The organism is Paenibacillus sp. FSL R5-0923, from assembly GCF_038009145.1.
Classification (GTDB): Bacteria; Bacillota; Bacilli; order Paenibacillales; family Paenibacillaceae; genus Paenibacillus_AQ.
Genome location: NZ_JBBPAT010000001.1, coordinates 4,952,689 through 4,972,511 on the forward strand (window position 1 = coordinate 4,952,689; position 19,823 = coordinate 4,972,511).

Genomic DNA, 19,823 nt, shown 5'->3' on the forward strand with positions numbered 1-19,823 from the left:
CACCTATTAAGAAAGCCTGAATCCTCCACTATGGAAGGGTTCAGGCTTCTTTGTTGCAGCATAAATTGGTATTCTTAATCCCAGTTCTTGCCCTTGCCACTTAAACGTACAAACAGCTTTACAAACTCTACAATCACTATAATCGCCAGTGCTGCAGCAATTACAATTCCCCACTGTAACCCGCTTAAATGTGAGACACCAAACCAGTCATTCAGTCCTGGGATGATGATCACCAGCACCAGCATAAGTGTAGAGATCAGTGATGCCCACAGCATATACCGGTTGCTGAACCAGCCAATCTGGAACAACGATTTCGTATTGGATCTGACGTTAAATGCATGAGAAATTTGCAGCAATCCTAATGTGGCGAATGCCATCGTAACCGCAATTCCCTCATTGTAATGGGTATGTGCCCACTGGTATACAAACAACGTAAGCGCCGCCTCTAATATCCCCTGGTAGATGATCCCGATTCCCACGCCACCAGCAAAGATACTGCTGCTGGCTTTGCGTGGTTTCTTCGACATCAAATCATCCCCCGCCTTCTCAAGCCCAAGAGCTAATGCCGGTAGGGTATCGGTAACAAGATTAATCCACAGAATATGAATTGGCTCGAGTATACGCCAGCCGATCATGGTTGCAATGAATAGCGTAAGCACTTCCCCAAGATTGGCTGAGAGTAGGAACTGGATGGCCTTACGGATATTGCTGTAAACCTTCCGTCCTTCTTCAACAGCAACAACTATGGTCGTAAAGTTATCATCAGCTAGCACCATATCTGAGACGCCCTTAGCTACATCCGTTCCTGTGATCCCCATCCCGACGCCGATATCTGATGATTTAAGCGCAGGAGCATCATTCACACCGTCACCAGTCATGGCAACAATCTTCCCTTTTTTCCTCCATGCCTTAACGATCCGAACTTTATGTTCAGGAGATACACGTGCATAAACCGAATAATTAGTGACTTTCTCAGCAAATTCCTCTTCACTGAATTTATCCAGCTCACTGCCGGTCAATACGCCCGTCTCATCTTCGATAATACCTAATCTTTTAGCAATGGCCGCTGCGGTATCTCGATGATCTCCTGTAATCATTACAGGTCTAATCCCTGCTTTACGGCAGATAGCTACCGCATCCCGTACTTCCTCTCGTGGAGGATCAATCATACCGACTAAACCGATAAATACAAGTTCTTTCTCCGTAGCTTCCGGGGAGAGGTTAGTCGGTAGCTGCTGTTCATCTCTGAAAGCAAATGCCAGCACCCTCAGTGCATCATTCGCAAGCATTGTATTACTTTCCATGATATGTCGTGAATGTTCATCATTAAAAGGAACGATCTCTCCATCCACGAAGATATGGCTGCATTTGGACAAAAGCACATCTGGTGCACCTTTCGTTAATACACGATAACGTCCGTTCTCAACTTCATGAATCGTCGTCATCAGCTTGCGATCGGAGTCAAATGGCAGTTCATTTTTACGTGGGAATTTCTTTTCTAAATCCCTTTTGTCAGTACCTATACTGAGCGCATAGTCCACTAACGCTGTTTCCGTAGGATCCCCGATAATCGCTTTACCACTCTTTGTTTGCGGGTCCTTAGCTCCTTCATTCCCTCCAGGTACTTCAGAGGAATTTCCTTCGTCAATGCTGGAATCATTACAAAGCGTCATAGCCTGAAGCAATAGTTCACCACCCGGTGTCCCTTCAACACCTTCAGCAGCTTCTTTCGTAGTTCCATTGACATGCACTTTTTCGACAGTCATCTTGTTTAGAGTCAAAGTACCTGTCTTGTCAGAGCAAATAATTTCGGTGCTTCCGAGCGTCTCTACAGCGGGGAGTTTGCGAATGATCGCTTTACGTTTAGCCATCCGCTGCACTCCGAGTGCCAAGATAATCGTCACAATTGCTGGCAGTCCTTCAGGAATCGCTGCTACTGCAAGTGAGATCGAGGTGAGAAGCATATCCAGCAGCTCTCTACCCTCAAATATACCGACGGCAAAAATGACTACACAGACACCAAGAATAATAAAGGTGAAATATTTTCCTAGTTCATCCAGTTTCTTTTGCAGCGGTGTTACATCATTCTCTTCCTCCGAGATAAACCCAGCAATCCTGCCGACTTCAGTCTGCATTCCTGTAGCTGTGACGACACCAACCGCTCTACCGTAAGTTACATTGCTGCTCATATATGCCATATTGGTGCGATCCCCGATAACAATATCGCTTCCTTCAAGCACACCTACCTTCTTTTCTGAAGGTAATGATTCTCCGGTTAATGCGGCTTCCTCTGTTTTCAAAGAAGCAGCTTCTAACAGTCTAATATCCGCCGGAACTACATTTCCAGCTTCCAGCAATACGATATCCCCTGGTACGAGATCTTCACTTTTAATCTCTGAGACCTGACCTCCACGTCGCACTCTGGCATGCGGAGAGGACATACTTTTCAGGGCATCTAGCGCCTGCTCTGCCTTATTTTCCTGAATAACGCCAAGTACCGCATTCAGGATGACTACCAACAAAATAATGACTGTATCTGTCCATTCTCCCAAAACCCCAGACAATACTGCCGCCACTAGCAAAATAAAGATCATTACATTTTTAAATTGTTCAATAAATTTTCCTAGCAGAGATTTGGTTTTTGCTTCTTGAAGTACGTTCTTCCCATACTGCTCCAGAAGTTTAGCGGCTTCACCGGAAGACAAACCATCTTTCCTTGTTTCCAGCCTTTTGAGCACTTCTTCCTCACTTAGTGTATGAAAAGGTACCTGCCCCTGCGATTTTGGATCATTTGAGTTCAAGACAATAGCCTCCTTCCGGGATTGAGATTCTGGTAAAACCTCTCATATGAGTCTTACCCAAAAAAGGCATGGTGATTCTAGAACGTTATGTACAATTTTAGAAATTAAGCTGTTCCGTCTGCTTGACTCGATCAAAGCTCTTGAATCTAGTCCCTTGATAAAGGAGTTCTCCTCGATCCCCTTCTACAATCAGACCAAAATCCTGATCTCGAACCTGCAATTCCAAGCGTCCACCATCCTCAAACTCAAACGTCACATAATAACTAGTATGTGCGCTCGATTCACCCGAACCCCCCCATACCTCAGTCCGTTTCGTCACAGCTTTAGAGCTAGCTTTTATCAAGGGGCTTGCGTTGTTGGCTATCCAGCTTCTCACTGATTTATAAATTATAAAAACGAAAACACCTAGAATAAACAAAGCAAATAATTTAAAAAATAGGGGCATCTCATGAATGAAACTTCCGAAAAAGCTTCGTTTATCAAAACCGTTAAAATCCTGCCATTCGCTCAAATTTATTCCTCCTGACTGATACAAGATAATAAAAGTCTTCTTTTCTACGAAATACGTCATTTTTCCCGTTCGGTTTCTTGTTTTCATCGTTTTCAAATGAATTTTTTTCACAAAACAATTTGGAAACAAATGAAAAGGTATGGTATGCTTTTTATACTACATACAGTTGGGAGGTGTTATTTCGGTGCAATATATAGCGCGCTTGTCACTACTTTGGTTTCTTCGTATAGTCCTAATTCTAGGAATGATGTTTTCTTTTCCACCGGTTTGGTCTGGCGGATTATTCACTACGGAGCAAGAATCAACGACAACCGAAATTGAACGCTACGAGCGAAAGTTTATAGCTCCCGTAAGGACGGTACCCCAAATAACTCCTCAAATAGGAGCCATCAAAATAATTGAACAGTGGGGAACTAAATCTGTTGCGGTAGCCGCGATACTCCCTGTGCTTTCTTTTGTATTCCGTCCTGTGATCTATAAATTCTTGCTTCGACTGCGACTGTACCTGTTAAAATTCACTTCTCACTTTCTAATATCACGCAATGCGAATTTCATCTCTACCTTAAATGATTGTTACTGAAGGTCATTTAGAACTTCCATTGATAAAAATTCGAAGAAAACGAAATAATTATAAGACACCTAAATGCAGGGTAGACTTTCGTGGATTATAGAGAATCGGATTTACCGGGAATCGGTAAAATTTGTTATGCAAACTTACTTCTAGCATAGGAATCAAAATGGATCTATAAACTATTGGATACAGTATATAAATTAAAGAAGTGACATGCTGCTAAAATTATCCCAAAAAGCTGTCGCTTCCTACGAAAATGAATAAAGTTGTTTCCCCTGCTAAAGGAGGAAAAACATTGCAGACTAAGACAACACAACATAAACAATTACGTAAAAATTCAGTATTACGAGTTCTAACCGTTATTGCAGGAGCACTACTTGCCGCAGTAGGATTAGAGTTATTTCTCATACCACATGGGCTTGTAGTTGGTGGAATCACAGGTTTATCGGCATTATTCGCTCATACCACTGAAATGCGGTTGGGATTGTTTCTTTTTCTATTCAATCTACCTTTTATATTCATGTCTCGAAAGCAAGTGAATCTTCGCTTTGCTCTGTATACCGTTCTAGGATTAGCTTGCTTGACCATCGCTTCTCTTGCTCTACACCGTTTTCCTGCAGTGATTAGTGATCCTTTACCTGCTGCTATGGCAGGTGGCATCTGTTTAGGACTCGGTATCGGTATATCTGTCCGATTTGGTGGTGTGAACAAACATGCAAGTGATCAAGGATATTCACTTCTGAGTGGTGGACCGCCAAAGTCAACCGAAGTCGTCATCATGATTCTGAACTGTGCTATTTTGCTTATAGCAGGCACACTATTTGGCTGGGAGCAAGCCATGTACTCCATTATTGCTTACTTATTGGCCTTCGAAGGTGTGAGATTCTCACTCCGAGGGTTATCCGATTCACGCGCTGCATGGATTACCAGCAATTGTTGCATGGATATCCAGGAAGCTCTCGAAAACTCATTAAATCGAGAAGTTGGGCTTGCTGAAGGCTCCGGGCAAAATGGAGAGCTGAGCACATTGTTTTGTCTCATCAACAAAATGGAAGAACATCAATTGCGGACCATCGTCCTTAATTGTGATCCTGACAGCCAAATTGTGCTCAAATCAGCTGCCAGTGATCAAAGATTGAGTAACCTGCCATCCTAACTAATAGGGCAGAATGATGAGCATGGTGAGTAGGATGATTACGTCTTCTTTGTTTGAAGGTACACTTTATTATTCCACGTAAGATAAATAGCGTTTCTCCCGTGTATGGGGGAGCGCTACTTTTGCGTTATCAACCGAGGTTCTTTCGCTGGAATTGCGAAATCCTGCAAAAATACATCTTTTTGCACAGATTTCCGCTCTATTAAGTCCAAATACTGCAAATGTACAGGAATATCCTCATTTATAGCTCAAAAGCTTCTTCTGACGCAAGAATTCCTGCTGATTTGCAGGAATCAATACTTTAACCCTCCTCGTATCATCTAAAGATGTACTATTGCAGGATTTTCGCCGGAAAATTATTGGTTAGTCTACATTCGTCAGTCGGCGTTCATTAATCAACGTTAATGAGCCAGTGTTTGTTTGTCTGCTTTTCCCTAGAATTCATCCTTGGTTCACACAAAAAAAAGCTGTCTCAAAAGCAGCATTCACTACTTTTGAGACAGCCTCTACTCCTTTAGCTAGCTGAGAATTAGACCTAAGATCTAGCCTATACTCGCTAGCAAACTTTCCTAACGGAACATTCCCCACAAACGGATCAAGTGGAAGGTGTTGTTTGGATCAATTTTCTGAGCGATAATAAATTTCACAATTTGGTCTTCCTGCGTCGAGGTCAGTTTCTCGTTCAGTACACCTGACGCATTCCGTACCAACCTGCGAACAACTGCCGTGTCCTGTAGCTCTTGTTTCGAGACGCCGTTAATCATATTTTTAATACGATCTTTGACAGTCGCGTTTTTCATCTTCAGCTTGATGCGTTCCACGAGCTGAGGGCTAATTCCGAATTGTTGATAACCCAAGTGTAGCACCTCCCGTCATATCCAATCTTTCACAGTATATGAGGCTTAGGAGCTAGATGTGCCTACTTAGTCAATTAATTCCCCTTGGAAAATTTGCTCGCCTTGTAAATAATGCCGAAGAGGTGCATATTCAGGAGATGTCCAGAACTTCTCATCCTTAAGCAGCTCTGCCACATCATCACGCGCCTGCTCCAGCACTTCAAAGTCAGCCGTCATATCCGCCAAGCGAAACTCCGGTAATCCACTCTGCTTGGTTCCAAAAAAATCACCTGGACCACGCAGCTCCAAATCTCTCCGCGAAATCTCAAATCCATCATCGGTGTCCGTCATAGCAGTCATTCGTTCACGCCCGATTTCAGATTTCGGATCAGCCACTAGTACACAATAAGAGGCATGCTGACCTCTACCAACCCGTCCACGAAGCTGGTGCAGCTGTGATAATCCGAACCGGTCTGCATCCATAATAATCATCAACGTGGCATTAGGAACGTCTACACCCACCTCTACAACCGTTGTGGATACTAAGAGTTGCAGTTCATTGTTGTAAAATGCTCGCATCACTTCATCTTTTTCAGCTGGAGACATCTTTCCATGCAAAAGCCCAACTTTATAGTTAGGAAAAGCTTGGCTCATCTGAATATGTAAATCTATAGCATTCTGTACATCCAGTTTCTCCGATTCTTCAATGAGCGGACAGATCAGATAAGCCTGACGTCCCAGCTCTATTTCACGCTTAATCAGATTCAGGACACGATCCATGAGATCATGCTTGACCCAATAACTAGTTATTGGCACTCGGCCTTTCGGTCTTTCCGACAGCGTGGATACATCCATATCTCCAAAAACAGAGATCGCAAGCGTACGTGGAATAGGTGTTGCAGTCATCGTAAGTACATCCGGATTATATCCTTTACGCCGCAATACACCTCGCTGGTTTACACCAAACCGATGCTGCTCGTCCGTAACTACAAGACCCAGATCACGGAAAAATACATCCTCCTGAATCAATGCATGCGTTCCTACAACAATATCGAGCATCCCCATTTGTAGTGAAGCTAACAATTCTTTACGTTTCCGTCCAGTTACGCTCCCTGTTAACAGACCAACCGTAATTCCAAACGGCTCAAACATCTTCGTAAGTGAACGCATATGCTGCTCTGCTAAAATTTCAGTGGGCACCATAAGCGCACCCTGAAAACCAGATCGCACGGTGGCAAAAAGCGCGACGGCAGCTAGTACCGTTTTGCCGGAACCCACATCACCTTGAAGCAGTCGATTCATGCAATATGGTGATCGCAGATCATGTAAGATCTCCAGCTCCACTCGTTTCTGAGCATCTGTAAGCTCAAAAGGTAAGCTGCGAACAAACTGGCGCACGGTTGCGTTATCTACAGTATGGACTACACCATCCATCCTACCGCGATTAAGTACCCGGAATGCCTGCATCTTCAACTGGAACAGAAACAACTCCTCATACACCATCCTGCGGCGTCCCTGCTGCCCTTCACGCGTATCCTCTGGCCTATGAATGGTAGCAATCGCCCGTTTACGGGGCATAAAATCATATTGCCGCATAATAGAATGTGGTAGTATCTCAGGAATTAGATCTCCATACTGCTGAAGCGCCTGATTAATACTTTTCCTGATCCACGACTGCGTGATCTTACCACCGACGGAATATACCGGCTGTAGGGTCCCTGTCTTCCCTTCCCCACGATCGGGGAATTCAAAATCCGTCACTGTAATTTGATTTCGCTTCTGATCCCATTTACCTGTGAGTACAATTTCTCTTCCCACAGTAAGTTGCTCACGCACGTAATGACGATTAAACCATGTAGCTGTGAACATCCAAGGCTCCGCAACCATTTTACAACTAAGTCGTGACTTGCCTCCAAAACGTTGCAGTACAGGGATACCGATCACTTTAGCCTCTGTAGTCACTTTATCCCCATGTTTGGTTTCACTCAGCGAGCGCGGGCGATAATCCTCATAACGGAACGGATAATACTCTAACAAATCCTTTACTGTAAAGACGCCAAAGGCGTGAAGCTCGCTTTGCTTTTGAGCACTCACGCCAGTTATGTTTTTTACTTCAATTTGATTTAATGACAGTGTCATATTCATCCCTCATTTTGCAGGCCAAATGAATACAGCTAACGTACCGTTTCCGACATGGCTGCCCACGACAGGGCCGACGTTCGTCAGCACTTTCTCTTCTAGTGTAAAATGTCCTGACAGCTCTTTCAGGAACTCTTCACCGGAAGCCGGTTCAGCCGTATGACCCACGGCCACATTGATCTTGTCTACACCTTGAATATCCTTCTTAAATAATTCAATCATACGGGCAATAGCCTTCTTACGGCCTCTAACTTTCTCTACCGCATATATTATTCCTTCTGCATCAATAGACAGGATCGGCTTAATATTAAGAAGCGTTCCCAGAATGGCCGAGGCCTTTCCGATTCTCCCGCCTTTTTGTAAATATTCAAGTGTATCTACCAAGAAGTAAAGCTTACGAGATTGGCGCAGACTTTCTACAGCTTCAAGAATCGCTTCGGGACTCTTATCTTCAGCAGCCAATCTGGCGGCTTCCACCACCATAAATCCAAAACCGTAAGAAGCGGAGAGAGAATCTACTACAGTGATCCCTTCTCCCTCTTCCTCCAACATCGATTTAGCCAATAGTGCTGATTGGTACGTACCGCTTAGTCCAGAAGAAATATGAAACGAAAGGATAGGACTTCCCGGGTAACGTTCCAAAATATCTCGATACACATTCATGTATTCAACCGGTGAGGGTTGAGAAGTAGTCGGCAACTGTGACGAGCGGGGAAGTCGCTCATAGAACTGCTCCGGCGTCATATCCAGATTGTCCCGGAAAGCCTCTTCGCCGAACATCAAGGTCAAAGGGACGACCTCAATGCCATACGCTTCCGCCATTGCTGGCGGGATATCAGATGTGCTGTCGGTGACGATAATGGTACGATTCATGGATTATCTCCCCCATACTATAATTTTGCCAACTACGTAATTAGCAAGTTGCTCCTGAATTGTTATAGAACCCTCAGCATCTACCTATGGCTCTACGGAGAAAAGATAATAATAAAGGGGTTGGCCACCCTCATGAATCTCTACTTCCACATTCGGGTAAGTCTCTTCCAGCCACTCGCTTAAGGAATCTGTGACCTCAGAATCAGTTTCTGCTCCAATAAGGATCGTAACGATTTCATCGCCATTCTCAAGCATGTTGGACAGCAACGCCTGACTTGCAGCTAACAGATCATCTGCGGCAGCGACAATTTTGGAGTTCGAAATTCCGATAAATTGCCCGGATTTAATCTCCAGATCATCAAAGCTTGTATCACGGACAGCATTTGTTACTTGTCCCGACTTGACCTGTGAGATTGCTTCTAGCATGTTCCCAGAATTAGTCTCCACAGAATCCTCTTCTTGGAACGCGAAGGCTGCAGCGATTCCTTGAGGAATGCTTTTGCTTGGAATAACCGTAATCTCACGTTCGCCTTCCAAGAGCTCCTTAGCTTGCTGAGCGGCAAGAACAATATTAGAGTTATTCGGCAGAATGTAAACATGCTTCGCAGAGATGGAAGAAATCGCGTTCACGAAATCCTCTGTGCTAGGGTTCATAGTCTGACCTCCAGCTAGGACTACGTCCACACCGAGGCTTTTGAAAATATCTGCAATCCCAGCGCCTGATGATACTGCGATGAAGCCGTAAGGTGCCAAATCATCTGCTGGTGGTTCGGCTGGAGCTGATTGTACCCGGCTCTGTTCATCCGGCATATCGGCGAAAACATCTGGCATAGGTGCAATATCCATCCCTGCAGTTAACAAGTCACGGTGTTGCTCACGCATATTGAGAATATGAATCTGCGTAATTTCCCCATAGAGAAGTGCCAGATTCAAAACTTCACCTGGAGCCTTGGAATGCACATGCACTTTAATGGTTTCATCATCCGAAATTACAATAATGGAATCACCATTTACTGACAACGCTTTCCTAAAGGTTTCCTCATCAAAATCCGTTCTCACGTTACCACCTAACTGGCGATTAATGAAGAACTCCATATCATATAGAAATTCTATGTCCTCTGTAGAAAGCTGTGATTGTGCAGAAGACTGTACAGAAGACAGTTCGCTTTCAGGTTTCTTTAACACCGGTACCGGTGTTGGCACGACTGGTGCCTGAGGTTGTCCTTTTACAGGTTCAGACACACCGGAGCTTCCGCTCGTCAGATGCTGGTGAAACCCTTCATAAATATAGACCAGTCCTTGACCGCCAGAGTCTACGACACCGACTTGCTTCAAGACAGGCAATTGTTCCGGTGTATAGGCTAAGGCTTCCTTTGCTTTGGCCAATACCTCTGTCATGAGCTCTGTAACATCTGTAGTTCGGCGAGCATAGTAGACAGCATGTCTTGCAGCCTCTTTAGCCACTGTAAGAATAGTTCCTTCTACAGGCTTTACAACTGCTTTATAGGCTGCGTCAACTCCGCTTTGCAATGCAGCAGCAAATTGCTGTGTGTTTAGCTCATCATGTTGAGCTGCAGATCTGCTAAAGCCTCTGAACAATTGAGATAAAATAACTCCGGAGTTCCCCCGTGCGCCCATTAACAAGCCCTTAGAGAGTACACCTGCACATTGACCGACAGACGTTGTATTATTTTTCTTCAATTCATTCGAACCTGCGGTCATCGTCAAATTCATGTTAGTTCCGGTATCTCCGTCTGGAACCGGAAAAACATTTAGGGAATTGACGTGTTCTGCATGCTGTTGCAGCTTATCCGCTCCAGCCAATACCATAGCGGTAAAATCTGTTCCGTTTATAGAACGCTTACTCAATTGAGAATTCCCCTTCCTAACTTCATGCCTAATCATTCTATGATTAACAGGACATAATGCACTAATTTACATTGTACTATAAGTATTAAAAGAAATAAATGTTTTTGAATCGGTTGACGTAGCAAAATTTGCTGTGATATTATAGATAAGTATTGTTTTATGCAGGTGTTAGGAATAAGGAGGTGTAATCTATGTCCCGCAAATGTGCAGTAACAGGCAAGAAACCGAGCAGCGGCAACCACGTGTCTCACGCCAATAACCGCAACCGTCGTTCTTGGGGAGTTAACGTTCAGAAGGTCCGTATCCTCGTGAACGGTAAACCAAAACGCGTGTACGTCAGCACCCGTGCTTTGAAAGCCGGTAAAGTTGAACGCGTTTAGTCTTTTGCAATTTTAAAGACCGAGCGATCACTCATATGAAGCAAAAAGCACCCTTTACATTTGTAAGGTGCTTTTTTTCATGTTTTCTTTTCTGTTCCAAGCCCAAGATCAACTCTTCTGAAATGTGTTCAAAATCGCTTTAACAAAACCTCCCAAAAACCTTGGCAGCTTAAACGTGTAAAATTTCATGGTTTACCCTCCCATCAATTCATGCCGTACGCAGGAGACTTTCTTCTTGTTCTAACGGTAACGTACTGCAGTCCTCCCTGCCAAAACAAAAAAGGCTACATGAGATTTCTGCTCATGTAACCATATTTATGCGTCGAGGACTTGGCCTATACCTTTAGTCGTAATAGCCTATTTTTTTAACGAAGTGCCGCTTCCGCTGCTTCTCGAATCTCAAGGATCGCTGCAGCACGATCACTCCGGCCAAAAACTGCATTTCCTGCAACCAAAACATCCGCTCCTGCACTGACAACCAATGGCGCTGTAGCTTCCGAAACACCACCATCGACTTCAATAAGTAGATCTGGATTGACTTCATTCGCCCATTCTCTAATTTGAGTAATTTTGCGCAACGTGTTAGGAATGAATGCTTGACCTCCAAAGCCAGGATTGACAGTCATCACGAGAATCATATCCACATCCTCAAGCACCTCACGCACCGCTGATGCCGGTGTGCCAGGATTAATAGCTACTCCTGCCTTAAGACCCAATTCCTTGATCTGATGCACCACACGGTGTAAATGAACGCAAGCCTCTGCGTGGACAGTAATCACACTAGCGCCTGCGGCAGCAAAATCAGAAATATAACGTTCTGGAGACTCAATCATTAAGTGAACGTCTAGTGGAAGCTTGGTATGTAACGAGACCGCTTTTACGATTGGTGGACCAAGCGTTATATTCGGCACAAAATGCCCGTCCATTACATCCACATGGATCCAATCCCCGCCACTGACCTCAGCTTCTGCAACCTCTGAACCTAAACTTGCGAAATCGGCAGACAATATAGATGGTGCAATTCGTATCATGACTTAGTACCTCCGCTTTTTATCTTTCATTTCATTAAAAAATAATTTGTAATGTTCATACCGGCTATCAGCGATATTCCCAGCTTTCCATGCCTCGATAACTCGGCAGCCTGGTTCATGCTGATGACTACAACCACGGAATTTACAATCCCCAGCATAGTTAGCAAATTCACGGAAACAAGTAGAGAGCTCTTCAACCCCAAGCTCAAGAAAATCAAGCTGACTAAAACCAGGGGTATCCGCTACAAAGCCGCCCCCGCCAATATCCATCAATTCTACATGGCGGGTAGTATGACGACCACGGCCCAGACGTAAGCTGATCTCACCTGTCTCCAGTTTAAGTCCTGGCACAATACGATTCAATAAGGTCGACTTTCCTACCCCAGATTGTCCGGCAAATACACTAATACCACCAGTAAGCCGCTCTCTTAGTTCATCACTGCCAGCTCCTGTAATTGAGCTTGTAACCATCACTTCATAACCAATATCCTCATAGAGCTCTTTAACATACTTAGTGGCTTCACCATTATCATTAGCCAAATCCTGTTTGGTCAGAACGATTAAGGGTTCCAGTCCCGAGTGCTCAATATGAACTAGGAACTTGTCCAATAGATTCAGGTTCATATCAGGCTCCCGCACAGAAAATAATAGAACGGCAAGGCTTACATTCGCTACAGGTGGACGAATTAACTCAGATTCTCTAGGGAGAAGCTCATCCACCATCCCTTCACCATGCTCAGTCAGCATATAGATCACGCGGTCACCTACAAGAGGAGCGATCCCCTTTTTCTTAAGTATGCCTCGGCCTCTGCATTGAACTGAAACTTCCTCTGTTGCAATTAATCCTTCACGAAGCGGTTTTACGTAATAATATCCGCTTAACGCCTTTACTATTATTCCTTCAGGCATACATAGTGAGCCTTCCTCTCCTGATTTTGCGAAAATGACCCAAGTTTGAAAATCCCCGGGTCACTTCGCTGCCACAACTATTCAAGCACTTCTGCCCTGATTAGTTATCGCTTTTATCTTTAGATTTGTCTTTGTTTTTATTATTATGCTTGTCATCATTTTTATTACTGTTCTTGTTGTTACCACTATTGGTCGATTCATTATTCACCGAATTGTTAGTAAGGAATCCCGTCTGATTGACTGATCCAGTATTAGTAGACCCTTCGTTGTCTGAACTTGGAGGCAGGATCTCAGGCTCAATGGTTGGTTCAGCAGTAGGTGTAGGATCTATCGGTGTCTGAGTCGGCTGCGGAGTCGGAACCGTCGGTGGTTCAGGTTCTTGCACCGTGCCATTCTTGGCATCAATATATGGAATCACATAAGTGTCTAAAAGCACACCATCTCGGGTAACAATAACAGAGCCATCTTTATTCGGAGCAAGCACTAGATTAACGGACAGCACTTGGCTCTTTCCAATGGTACGCGTTCCCCAATCTTGTTTTTCACCATTATTGCGCGCATCAACGAATTCAATTCGAATCTTGCTCTTCTTTCCATCCTGTGCAGGAGCTACTGGTACATTAAAGGTATAATTCAGGGCTTCAGGTGGATAACCTGTACTTAAGTAAATCGTAATCGCTGTTCCAGGTGGAACAGAGGTACCTTTCTCATAAGCCCAAGTTTTCGTTACCTTACCTTCATCAACTGTGAAGCTGGATTCTTCCTTTACATCTCCGAGGACCAGTTTGGATTCTTCCAAAAGCGCTTTAGCTTCACTCTCCGTCTTACCGATGAGGTCTGGCATCGTGACACTTTCTTCTCCTTTGCTAACGTAGAGGGTGATTGAAACCGTCTCTGGATCAAACTCGCTGTCAATGGCTGGGTCTGATTTTACAACCTTACCCACCTCCATATTTTCATCGAAGAGAGGTTCATTCTTAATTTGATTCTGGGGTACACCCTTTGCTATTAGCGCTTTAACCGCTTCGTCAAAGCTTAAATTTGTAACATCTGGCATCTTAGTTAATGGTTTCGCCGTATTCACAGTTAGTATTAGGGAGGCTCCCTTTTTCACTTTGGCGTCCTTTTCCCTACTTTGCTTCATGACCACATTCTCTTCGAAATTCGGACTGTAGTCATACAGTATAGGATCAGCAACCTCAAGCCCCAAATCCTCAAGTTCAGTCTTCGCTTGTTCCAGCTGTTTACCGACCACGTAAGGAACCGATACCTCAGGAACAACTAATTGGGATTTAACGTACCACACGAGACTGGCCATAGCCAGCAGTAACACTAAAGTTAAGCCAATCCATAATGCAGGTTTAGTCCATTGTTTTTTACCTTTTTTCACAGGTACCGGATCGTCATCATCATCTTCATCATTATCCATCCGGTCGTGGCGATGATTACGATTTCCATTGCTTCTTTGGATCGGTTTAATCGCTGGTATGACCCGCGTTCGATCCTCGTCTTCCTCATCGTTAAAAAGAACTTTTGCTTCACTACGGCGTTCCGGCAACAAGCAGGTTTCTAAATCCTGCAGCATTTGCTTTGCAGACTGATAACGCTCTTCCGGATTTTTACGCATCGATCTTAGAATTACATTCTCAACGCTTTGCGGAATAAGTGGATTTATGAGCCTTGGCTCTTCAAACTCTTCTTGCAGATGCTTTAGAGCTACGCTAATCGGACTCTCCCCTAAGAATGGAAGACTTCCGGTAAGCATTTGATAGAGTACAATCCCTAATGAATACAGGTCGGATTTCTCTCCTGTTGATACACCTTTAGCATGCTCTGGTGAGAAATAATGAACGGAACCTACTACAGAGCCTGTCTGAGTAATGGTAGTAGATGTTACCGCGCGAGCAATACCGAAATCTGTTACCTTCACCCGGCCATTGCGCCCGATCAATATATTATGTGGTTTAATATCCCGATGAATAATTTGATTCTGATGAGCGTGATCAAGTGCATCACAGATTTGTGAAGCGATCCTTACGGACTCGTCAACCTGTAATGGCGCTCGTTCTTTTATAATTTCATTAAGATTCTTGCCCTCAATATATTCCATGACAATATAATGAATTTCGTCTTCTTGTCCTACATCGTAAATACTAACCACATTCGGATGAGACAAAGATGCAGCTGATTGCGCCTCACGCCTAAAACGGCGGATAAATTCCTCGTCATGAACAAATTGATTACGCAATACTTTAATGGCGACGTTTCGGTTTAAAAGAATGTCATGTGCTCTATAGACGAGCGCCATTCCACCTCCGCCGATCCGTTCGATGACTTGGTAACGGCCGCCCAGTTCGTGACCGATCATCAATCCCACTCCTTTGTTTCGGGCACAGCGGCCTCTCCATGATGTTCTAACAAAGCGACGCTAATATTATCGCCGCCGCCAGCAAGCAGTGCCAACTGAAGTAAGCGGTCCGCTCTTTCCTCTAACGGTATCTCATGTATTCCCGCTACCTTGCCCAAATGCTCATTGTTAACAAAATTACTTAAACCATCACTGCAGAGAAGCAAAAGTTCCCCAGGTAGCAGGGTAACAGGGGCTAAATCAACCAGCACCTCAGCATCTGTTCCAAGTGCTCTCGTCAGCACATTCCGTCTCGGATGATTATCTAATTCCTCCACACTGATCTGACCGTTCTTGAACAGCTCATTGACTAGCGTGTGATCTTCGGTTAATTGAACTGCTGCACTGTCCTTTATTAAATAGGCTCTGCTGTCTCCGATATGGCCAATATATCCGTTTGAACCATTCATCAGGGCAGCAACGACAGTAGTACCCATATTGTAGTACTTCTCGTCGCTGGAAGCCTCCTTGAAGACAGTGCTGTTAGCTTCCAAAATAGCAGCTGATAACGCATCACGCAGTGCTTCGTCCTGAAGCTCAGGCAAGAGCCCGTCTAGGGTATTCCTCATCGTCTCCAATGCAAGCCTGCTCGCGGTTTCACCAGCCTGATGTCCACCCATCCCATCGGCAATTATGCCGAGTGTATAACCGTGGCGCGTCGCGCCGATCCAGACCGAATCCTCATTGACAGAGCGCACTCGGCCAATATCGCTGGCATGAACTGTTCTGATCAAATATCCTCACCCCAACTCCATATGTTTGGCACGCAGCTGTCCGCATGCGGCCGCGATATCATGGCCTTGCTCACGGCGAATGGTAACATTCACGCCGTTGTCAGCCAAAATACGTTGAAACTCAAAGATATCATTGCGTGAAGTACGTACATATTTCCGCTCTGGCACGTGGTTTACTGGAATCAAATTGACGTGGCATAGCATGTTCTTAAGCACACCTGCTAATTCCTCAGCATGCTCCGGCTGATCATTCACCCCGCCGATCAATGCATACTCAAAGCTGACCCGTCGCCCCGTCTTAGCTTGATAATAACGTAAAGATTCAATCACATCATCAAACGGAAAGCGGCGGTTAACTGGCATTAGCTTCGAACGCAGTTTGTCGTTAGGTGCATGAATCGAAATCGCCAAATTTATTTGTGTATCTTCTTCTGCAAATTTATAAATGCTCGGCACAATCCCGCTAGTGGAAACAGTAATATGCCGTTGTCCGATATTTAGACCTTTCTCATGAATCATAAGACGCAAGAATCTCATTGTTGCATCATAGTTCTCAAACGGCTCACCAGTACCCATGATAACAATACTGCTGACACGTTCACCCCGCTCATCCAAGATCTGTTGAGAGCGTACAACCTGAGCTACAATTTCACCCGCTGTCAAATCACGTTTCAATCCACCAAGCGTAGAGGCGCAGAAAGTACAGCCGATTCGGCAGCCTACTTGAGTTGTTACACAAACGCTATTTCCATAATTATGTTTCATGATAACTGTCTCGATCGCATGATCATCATGCAATCCAAACAGGAATTTTACTGTTCCATCTTTCGATTCCATTTTAGTAATCTCAGTGAGCGCTGCAATGGAGAATTGCTCGTTCAGCTTCTGACGAAGTCCTTTAGACAAATTGCTCATGGATTCGAAGTCACTTACACGTTTTACATACAACCAATCAAAAATCTGTCCACCACGAAAAGCAGGCTCACCGTTATCTTTCGCCCACTGCTGTAACTCTTCTAAAGAAAAATCATATATTAAAGGTTTCATTATTATTAGCACCTGTTCTTTCATAAGGATATGCGTATTATTTCTCATTCTTCCTATTTTAACACAAATTTCAGAGACGGTAAAAGAAATAGCCCGCCGTACGTTAGCCCGGCGGGCGGAAGATACAACGATTGTCAGTAAATTTGCTATATTACAAGACTCTTTGAAGCTTGGAGATATAGAACCCATCACTGCCATAATGATGTGGCAATAACTGAATCCCCTCACCTACAGCCAGCGCAGTACCTTCCAATCTCCCCCACAGCGGGGAAGCAAATGTTATAGAAGTGAAATCAGGATTTTGCTCCAAAAAGGCAGCTACAACCTCACTATTTTCCGTTTGCTCAGTCGTACAGGTACTATAAACCAGAACACCACCCGGTTTCAACAGTTTAGAAACCGACTGTAGCAGCTGACCCTGCAGTGATGCTACACTTACAACATCCTCAGGCTGCTTACGCCATTTGAGATCTGGCTTACGGCGGATTACACCAAGCCCAGAGCAAGGCGCGTCCAAAAGAATTCTATCGAAGGAATGATGCTCTAAGGTAAGCTCCAGCTCCAGTGCATCTGTACTGCCTGTTACTACGCTTTCGAGACCTAACCGTGCAGCTTGATCCGAGATAAGCTTAGCTTTATGTGGATGCAGATCGTTAGCGAAAATAGATCCTTCATCTTTCATCAGCTCGCCCATATGGGCCGTTTTGCCCCCAGGCGCGGCGCAGCAATCAAGCACTCTCATTCCAGGCTCAGGTGCAACAGCTTCAGCTACAAGCATGGAGCTTTCATCCTGAACAGATAGATATCCATCCCGGTACCAGGATGAAAGAGCCAGATTACCGCCGCCTTTTATAACAATACCATAAGGACTTACTTCAGAAGCAGAAGCTTGCAGCCCTTGTTCAATCATCTGACTCAACAGGGCTTCACGGCTAATCATCGTAGTATTTACGCGTACACTTACAGCGGGTGGCTCATTGTTAGCAGCACAAATAGCTTCCGCAGTGTCAACACCATACTCCGTAATCCAGCGTTTCACTAACCATATAGGATGGGAATACTGAATAGATATCCGTTTCGCAGGACCCAATCCATCAGGTATTACCGGCAGATTTCCAGCGCGCAGCACACTACGAAGCACGCCATTAACCATACCCGAAATTCCTTGATGGCCCTTTTTCTTAGCTATATTAACAGCCTCATTTACAGCTGCATGAGATGGTATGCGATCCAGGTACATAATTTGATATAAGCTTAGACGCAGTAAATTACGCACCCAGGGCTGCAATTTAGCGATCCCTTTGCTAACAAATTCCTCGAGCACATAATCAAGTGTATTCATCCGAGAGATGGTACCATAGACAAGCTCTGTAACTAGTCCAGCATCTTCTCTGCTAAGTGCAGACTTCTGCAGACTGCTGTTCAGCAATAAGTTGCTGTAAGCCCCTTGTTGTTCGACCTTAACCAGGATATCGAGAGCGATATCGCGGGCAGAAGCTGTAGCAGCTTTACCTTTATTTCCGCTACCGCCCTTTTTACCACTCACTGCTTTATGATCTTTACTATTTTTATTGCCAGAGTTATGACTTACTCCTGATCGGCCCGCACCGTTACCGCCCGCGCTCAACCTAGCACCGTCCCTGGTTTCATGACACCGCCACGGCTAAAATCCGCAGCACTCATCGCTTTCTTACCAGCAGGTTGAACGGTAGTTAGCAGCAGACTTCCGTCCCCAGTCTTAACCTCGACACCATATTCAGTGACCGAAAGTACCGTTCCTGGCGCACTATCAGTTGATTTCTGCTCAGCAGGAATTTTTGAAGCCCATACTTTGAAGGTCTCTCCATTCCAAAGCGTAAACGCACCGGAAAAAGGTACTAATCCACGAATTCGATTATAGTTATCACGTGAGCCAGCGTTCCAATCCAAACGCTCATCCTCACGATTTAGGTTAGGAGCAAAGGTCGCTTGACTGTCGTCTTGCGGAGTCGCTTGAACAAGGCCGTTTACTAATCGCGGCATTTCAGACTTCAAAAGATCACGTCCAGCAAGGCTAAGCTTCTCGAACATCGTGCCGGAAGTATCCTCATCCTCGATAGCCACCTCGACGCGCGAGATCATATCTCCAGTGTCAAGTCCTTCAGCCATATACATCAAAGTAACGCCGGTAACCTTCTCACCGTTAATGATACTACGTTGAATCGGTGCGCCACCCCGGTATTTAGGAAGTAGTGAACCATGAACATTCACACAACCATTACGCGGCAAATCCAATACAGCTTTAGGCAAAATTTGACCATAAGCCGCTGTAACAATCAGGTCAGGCTCATATGCAGCTAGCTCTGCGACAGCCTCAGGTTTGCGCATCCGTTCAGGCTGGAGCACAGGTAAACCGAGAGATAATGCGGCTTCTTTAACTGGTGAAGGAGCCAAGATCTTTTTACGTCCTTGCGGTCGATCTGGTTGGGTGACGACTGCTACAACTTCATAGCCTTCATCCATCAGCATTTGCAAGCTTGGTACCGCAAAGGCTGGGGTTCCCATGAATACAATCTTCAT

The 19,823-nt window shown here is 44.8% G+C and carries 17 protein-coding genes; 3 read left to right on the forward strand and 14 right to left on the reverse strand.

From position 1 onward, the window contains the following. Positions 1 to 74: 74 nt before the first annotated feature. Together MKX35_RS22230 and MKX35_RS22235 are read right to left on the reverse strand one after the other, a co-directional pair. The gene (locus tag MKX35_RS22230; RefSeq protein ID WP_076282903.1) at positions 75 to 2,801 is read right to left on the reverse strand and encodes a calcium-translocating P-type ATPase, SERCA-type; all 2,727 of its coding nucleotides are present in this window, start codon (positions 2,799 to 2,801) and stop codon (positions 75 to 77) included. 97 nt (positions 2,802 to 2,898) lie between these two features. Further along, entirely contained in the window at positions 2,899 to 3,312 is a 414-nt protein-coding gene (locus MKX35_RS22235; RefSeq protein ID WP_231573434.1) for a DUF2500 domain-containing protein, read from the reverse strand. A 184-nt stretch (positions 3,313 to 3,496) separates the two neighbouring features. Here MKX35_RS22235 and MKX35_RS22240 point away from each other — a divergent pair, with 184 nt between their 5' ends. Then, positions 3,497 to 3,892, forward strand: a complete 396-nt coding sequence (locus tag MKX35_RS22240; protein WP_076282905.1) for a hypothetical protein — start codon at positions 3,497 to 3,499, stop codon at positions 3,890 to 3,892. A gap of 286 nt (positions 3,893 to 4,178) precedes the next feature. Further along, positions 4,179 to 5,039, forward strand: coding sequence for a YitT family protein (locus tag MKX35_RS22245; protein ID WP_179085706.1), 861 nt, complete (start codon positions 4,179 to 4,181; stop codon positions 5,037 to 5,039). A 569-nt stretch (positions 5,040 to 5,608) separates the two neighbouring features. Here the strand turns inward: MKX35_RS22245 and MKX35_RS22250 are convergent. The 4 genes from MKX35_RS22250 to MKX35_RS22265 all read right to left on the reverse strand — a co-directional run bounded on the left by MKX35_RS22250 (position 5,609) and on the right by MKX35_RS22265 (position 10,756). Next, entirely contained in the window at positions 5,609 to 5,896 is a 288-nt protein-coding gene (locus MKX35_RS22250; protein ID WP_042187408.1) for a stage VI sporulation protein F, read from the reverse strand. Positions 5,897 to 5,962: 66 nt separating this feature from the next. Next, complete coding sequence (gene recG, locus MKX35_RS22255; protein WP_076282907.1) at positions 5,963 to 8,014, reverse strand: ATP-dependent DNA helicase RecG; 2,052 nt, start codon at positions 8,012 to 8,014, stop codon at positions 5,963 to 5,965. A 9-nt stretch (positions 8,015 to 8,023) separates the two neighbouring features. Then, positions 8,024 to 8,887, reverse strand: coding sequence for a DegV family protein (locus MKX35_RS22260; RefSeq protein WP_076282908.1), 864 nt, complete (start codon positions 8,885 to 8,887; stop codon positions 8,024 to 8,026). An 84-nt stretch (positions 8,888 to 8,971) separates the two neighbouring features. Further along, a complete protein-coding gene (locus tag MKX35_RS22265) occupies positions 8,972 to 10,756 on the reverse strand; it encodes a DAK2 domain-containing protein (protein ID WP_042187402.1) in 1,785 nt (594 codons plus the stop codon). A 191-nt stretch (positions 10,757 to 10,947) separates the two neighbouring features. Here MKX35_RS22265 and rpmB point away from each other — a divergent pair, with 191 nt between their 5' ends. Then, on the forward strand, positions 10,948 to 11,136 hold the full coding sequence (gene rpmB / locus MKX35_RS22270; RefSeq protein ID WP_036686205.1) for a 50S ribosomal protein L28: 189 nt from the start codon (positions 10,948 to 10,950) through the stop codon (positions 11,134 to 11,136). A 108-nt stretch (positions 11,137 to 11,244) separates the two neighbouring features. On the opposite strand, the gene spoVM is transcribed toward rpmB, so the two are convergent. The 8 genes from spoVM to fmt all read right to left on the reverse strand — a co-directional run bounded on the left by spoVM (position 11,245) and on the right by fmt (position 19,823). Continuing rightward, positions 11,245 to 11,325 (reverse strand): stage V sporulation protein SpoVM, encoded by an 81-nt coding sequence (gene spoVM, locus MKX35_RS22275; protein ID WP_020431362.1) that lies wholly within the window; start codon positions 11,323 to 11,325, stop codon positions 11,245 to 11,247. Positions 11,326 to 11,501: 176 nt separating this feature from the next. Next, a complete protein-coding gene (gene rpe, locus MKX35_RS22280; protein ID WP_076282910.1) occupies positions 11,502 to 12,167 on the reverse strand; it encodes a ribulose-phosphate 3-epimerase in 666 nt (221 codons plus the stop codon). Between the two features lie 3 nt (positions 12,168 to 12,170). Further along, on the reverse strand, positions 12,171 to 13,076 hold the full coding sequence (gene rsgA / locus MKX35_RS22285; protein WP_042187397.1) for a ribosome small subunit-dependent GTPase A: 906 nt from the start codon (positions 13,074 to 13,076) through the stop codon (positions 12,171 to 12,173). Positions 13,077 to 13,176: 100 nt separating this feature from the next. After that, positions 13,177 to 15,444 (reverse strand): Stk1 family PASTA domain-containing Ser/Thr kinase, encoded by a 2,268-nt coding sequence (gene pknB / locus MKX35_RS22290; protein WP_076282911.1) that lies wholly within the window; start codon positions 15,442 to 15,444, stop codon positions 13,177 to 13,179. After that, positions 15,444 to 16,217, reverse strand: coding sequence for a Stp1/IreP family PP2C-type Ser/Thr phosphatase (locus MKX35_RS22295; protein ID WP_076299452.1), 774 nt, complete (start codon positions 16,215 to 16,217; stop codon positions 15,444 to 15,446). The genes pknB and MKX35_RS22295 overlap by 1 nt, the downstream gene beginning before the upstream one ends. A 6-nt stretch (positions 16,218 to 16,223) precedes the next feature. Further along, positions 16,224 to 17,264, reverse strand: a complete 1,041-nt coding sequence (gene rlmN / locus MKX35_RS22300) for a 23S rRNA (adenine(2503)-C(2))-methyltransferase RlmN (RefSeq protein ID WP_042187390.1) — start codon at positions 17,262 to 17,264, stop codon at positions 16,224 to 16,226. 151 nt (positions 17,265 to 17,415) lie between these two features. Further along, positions 17,416 to 18,810: a 16S rRNA (cytosine(967)-C(5))-methyltransferase RsmB gene (gene rsmB, locus MKX35_RS22305; RefSeq protein WP_143759440.1), complete on the reverse strand. Its 1,395-nt coding sequence runs from the start codon at positions 18,808 to 18,810 to the stop codon at positions 17,416 to 17,418. Between the two features lie 77 nt (positions 18,811 to 18,887). After that, a complete protein-coding gene (gene fmt, locus MKX35_RS22310; RefSeq protein ID WP_076282913.1) occupies positions 18,888 to 19,823 on the reverse strand; it encodes a methionyl-tRNA formyltransferase in 936 nt (311 codons plus the stop codon).

What these genes read in the sequence shown, in the direction of transcription:
- recG (WP_076282907.1), bottom strand. Translation starts at nt 8,014, where the DNA reads ATGACACTGTCATTAAATCAAATTGAAGTAAAAAACATAACTGGCGTG.
- MKX35_RS22260 (WP_076282908.1), bottom strand. Translation starts at nt 8,887, where the DNA reads ATGAATCGTACCATTATCGTCACCGACAGCACATCTGATATCCCGCCA.
- rpmB (WP_036686205.1), top strand. Translation starts at nt 10,948, where the DNA reads ATGTCCCGCAAATGTGCAGTAACAGGCAAGAAACCGAGCAGCGGCAAC.
- spoVM (WP_020431362.1), bottom strand. Translation starts at nt 11,325, where the DNA reads ATGAAATTTTACACGTTTAAGCTGCCAAGGTTTTTGGGAGGTTTTGTT.
- rpe (WP_076282910.1), bottom strand. Translation starts at nt 12,167, where the DNA reads ATGATACGAATTGCACCATCTATATTGTCTGCCGATTTCGCAAGTTTA.
- rsgA (WP_042187397.1), bottom strand. Translation starts at nt 13,076, where the DNA reads ATGCCTGAAGGAATAATAGTAAAGGCGTTAAGCGGATATTATTACGTA.
- pknB (WP_076282911.1), bottom strand. Translation starts at nt 15,444, where the DNA reads ATGATCGGTCACGAACTGGGCGGCCGTTACCAAGTCATCGAACGGATC.
- rlmN (WP_042187390.1), bottom strand. Translation starts at nt 17,264, where the DNA reads ATGAAACCTTTAATATATGATTTTTCTTTAGAAGAGTTACAGCAGTGG.
- fmt (WP_076282913.1), bottom strand. Translation starts at nt 19,823, where the DNA reads ATGAAGATTGTATTCATGGGAACCCCAGCCTTTGCGGTACCAAGCTTG.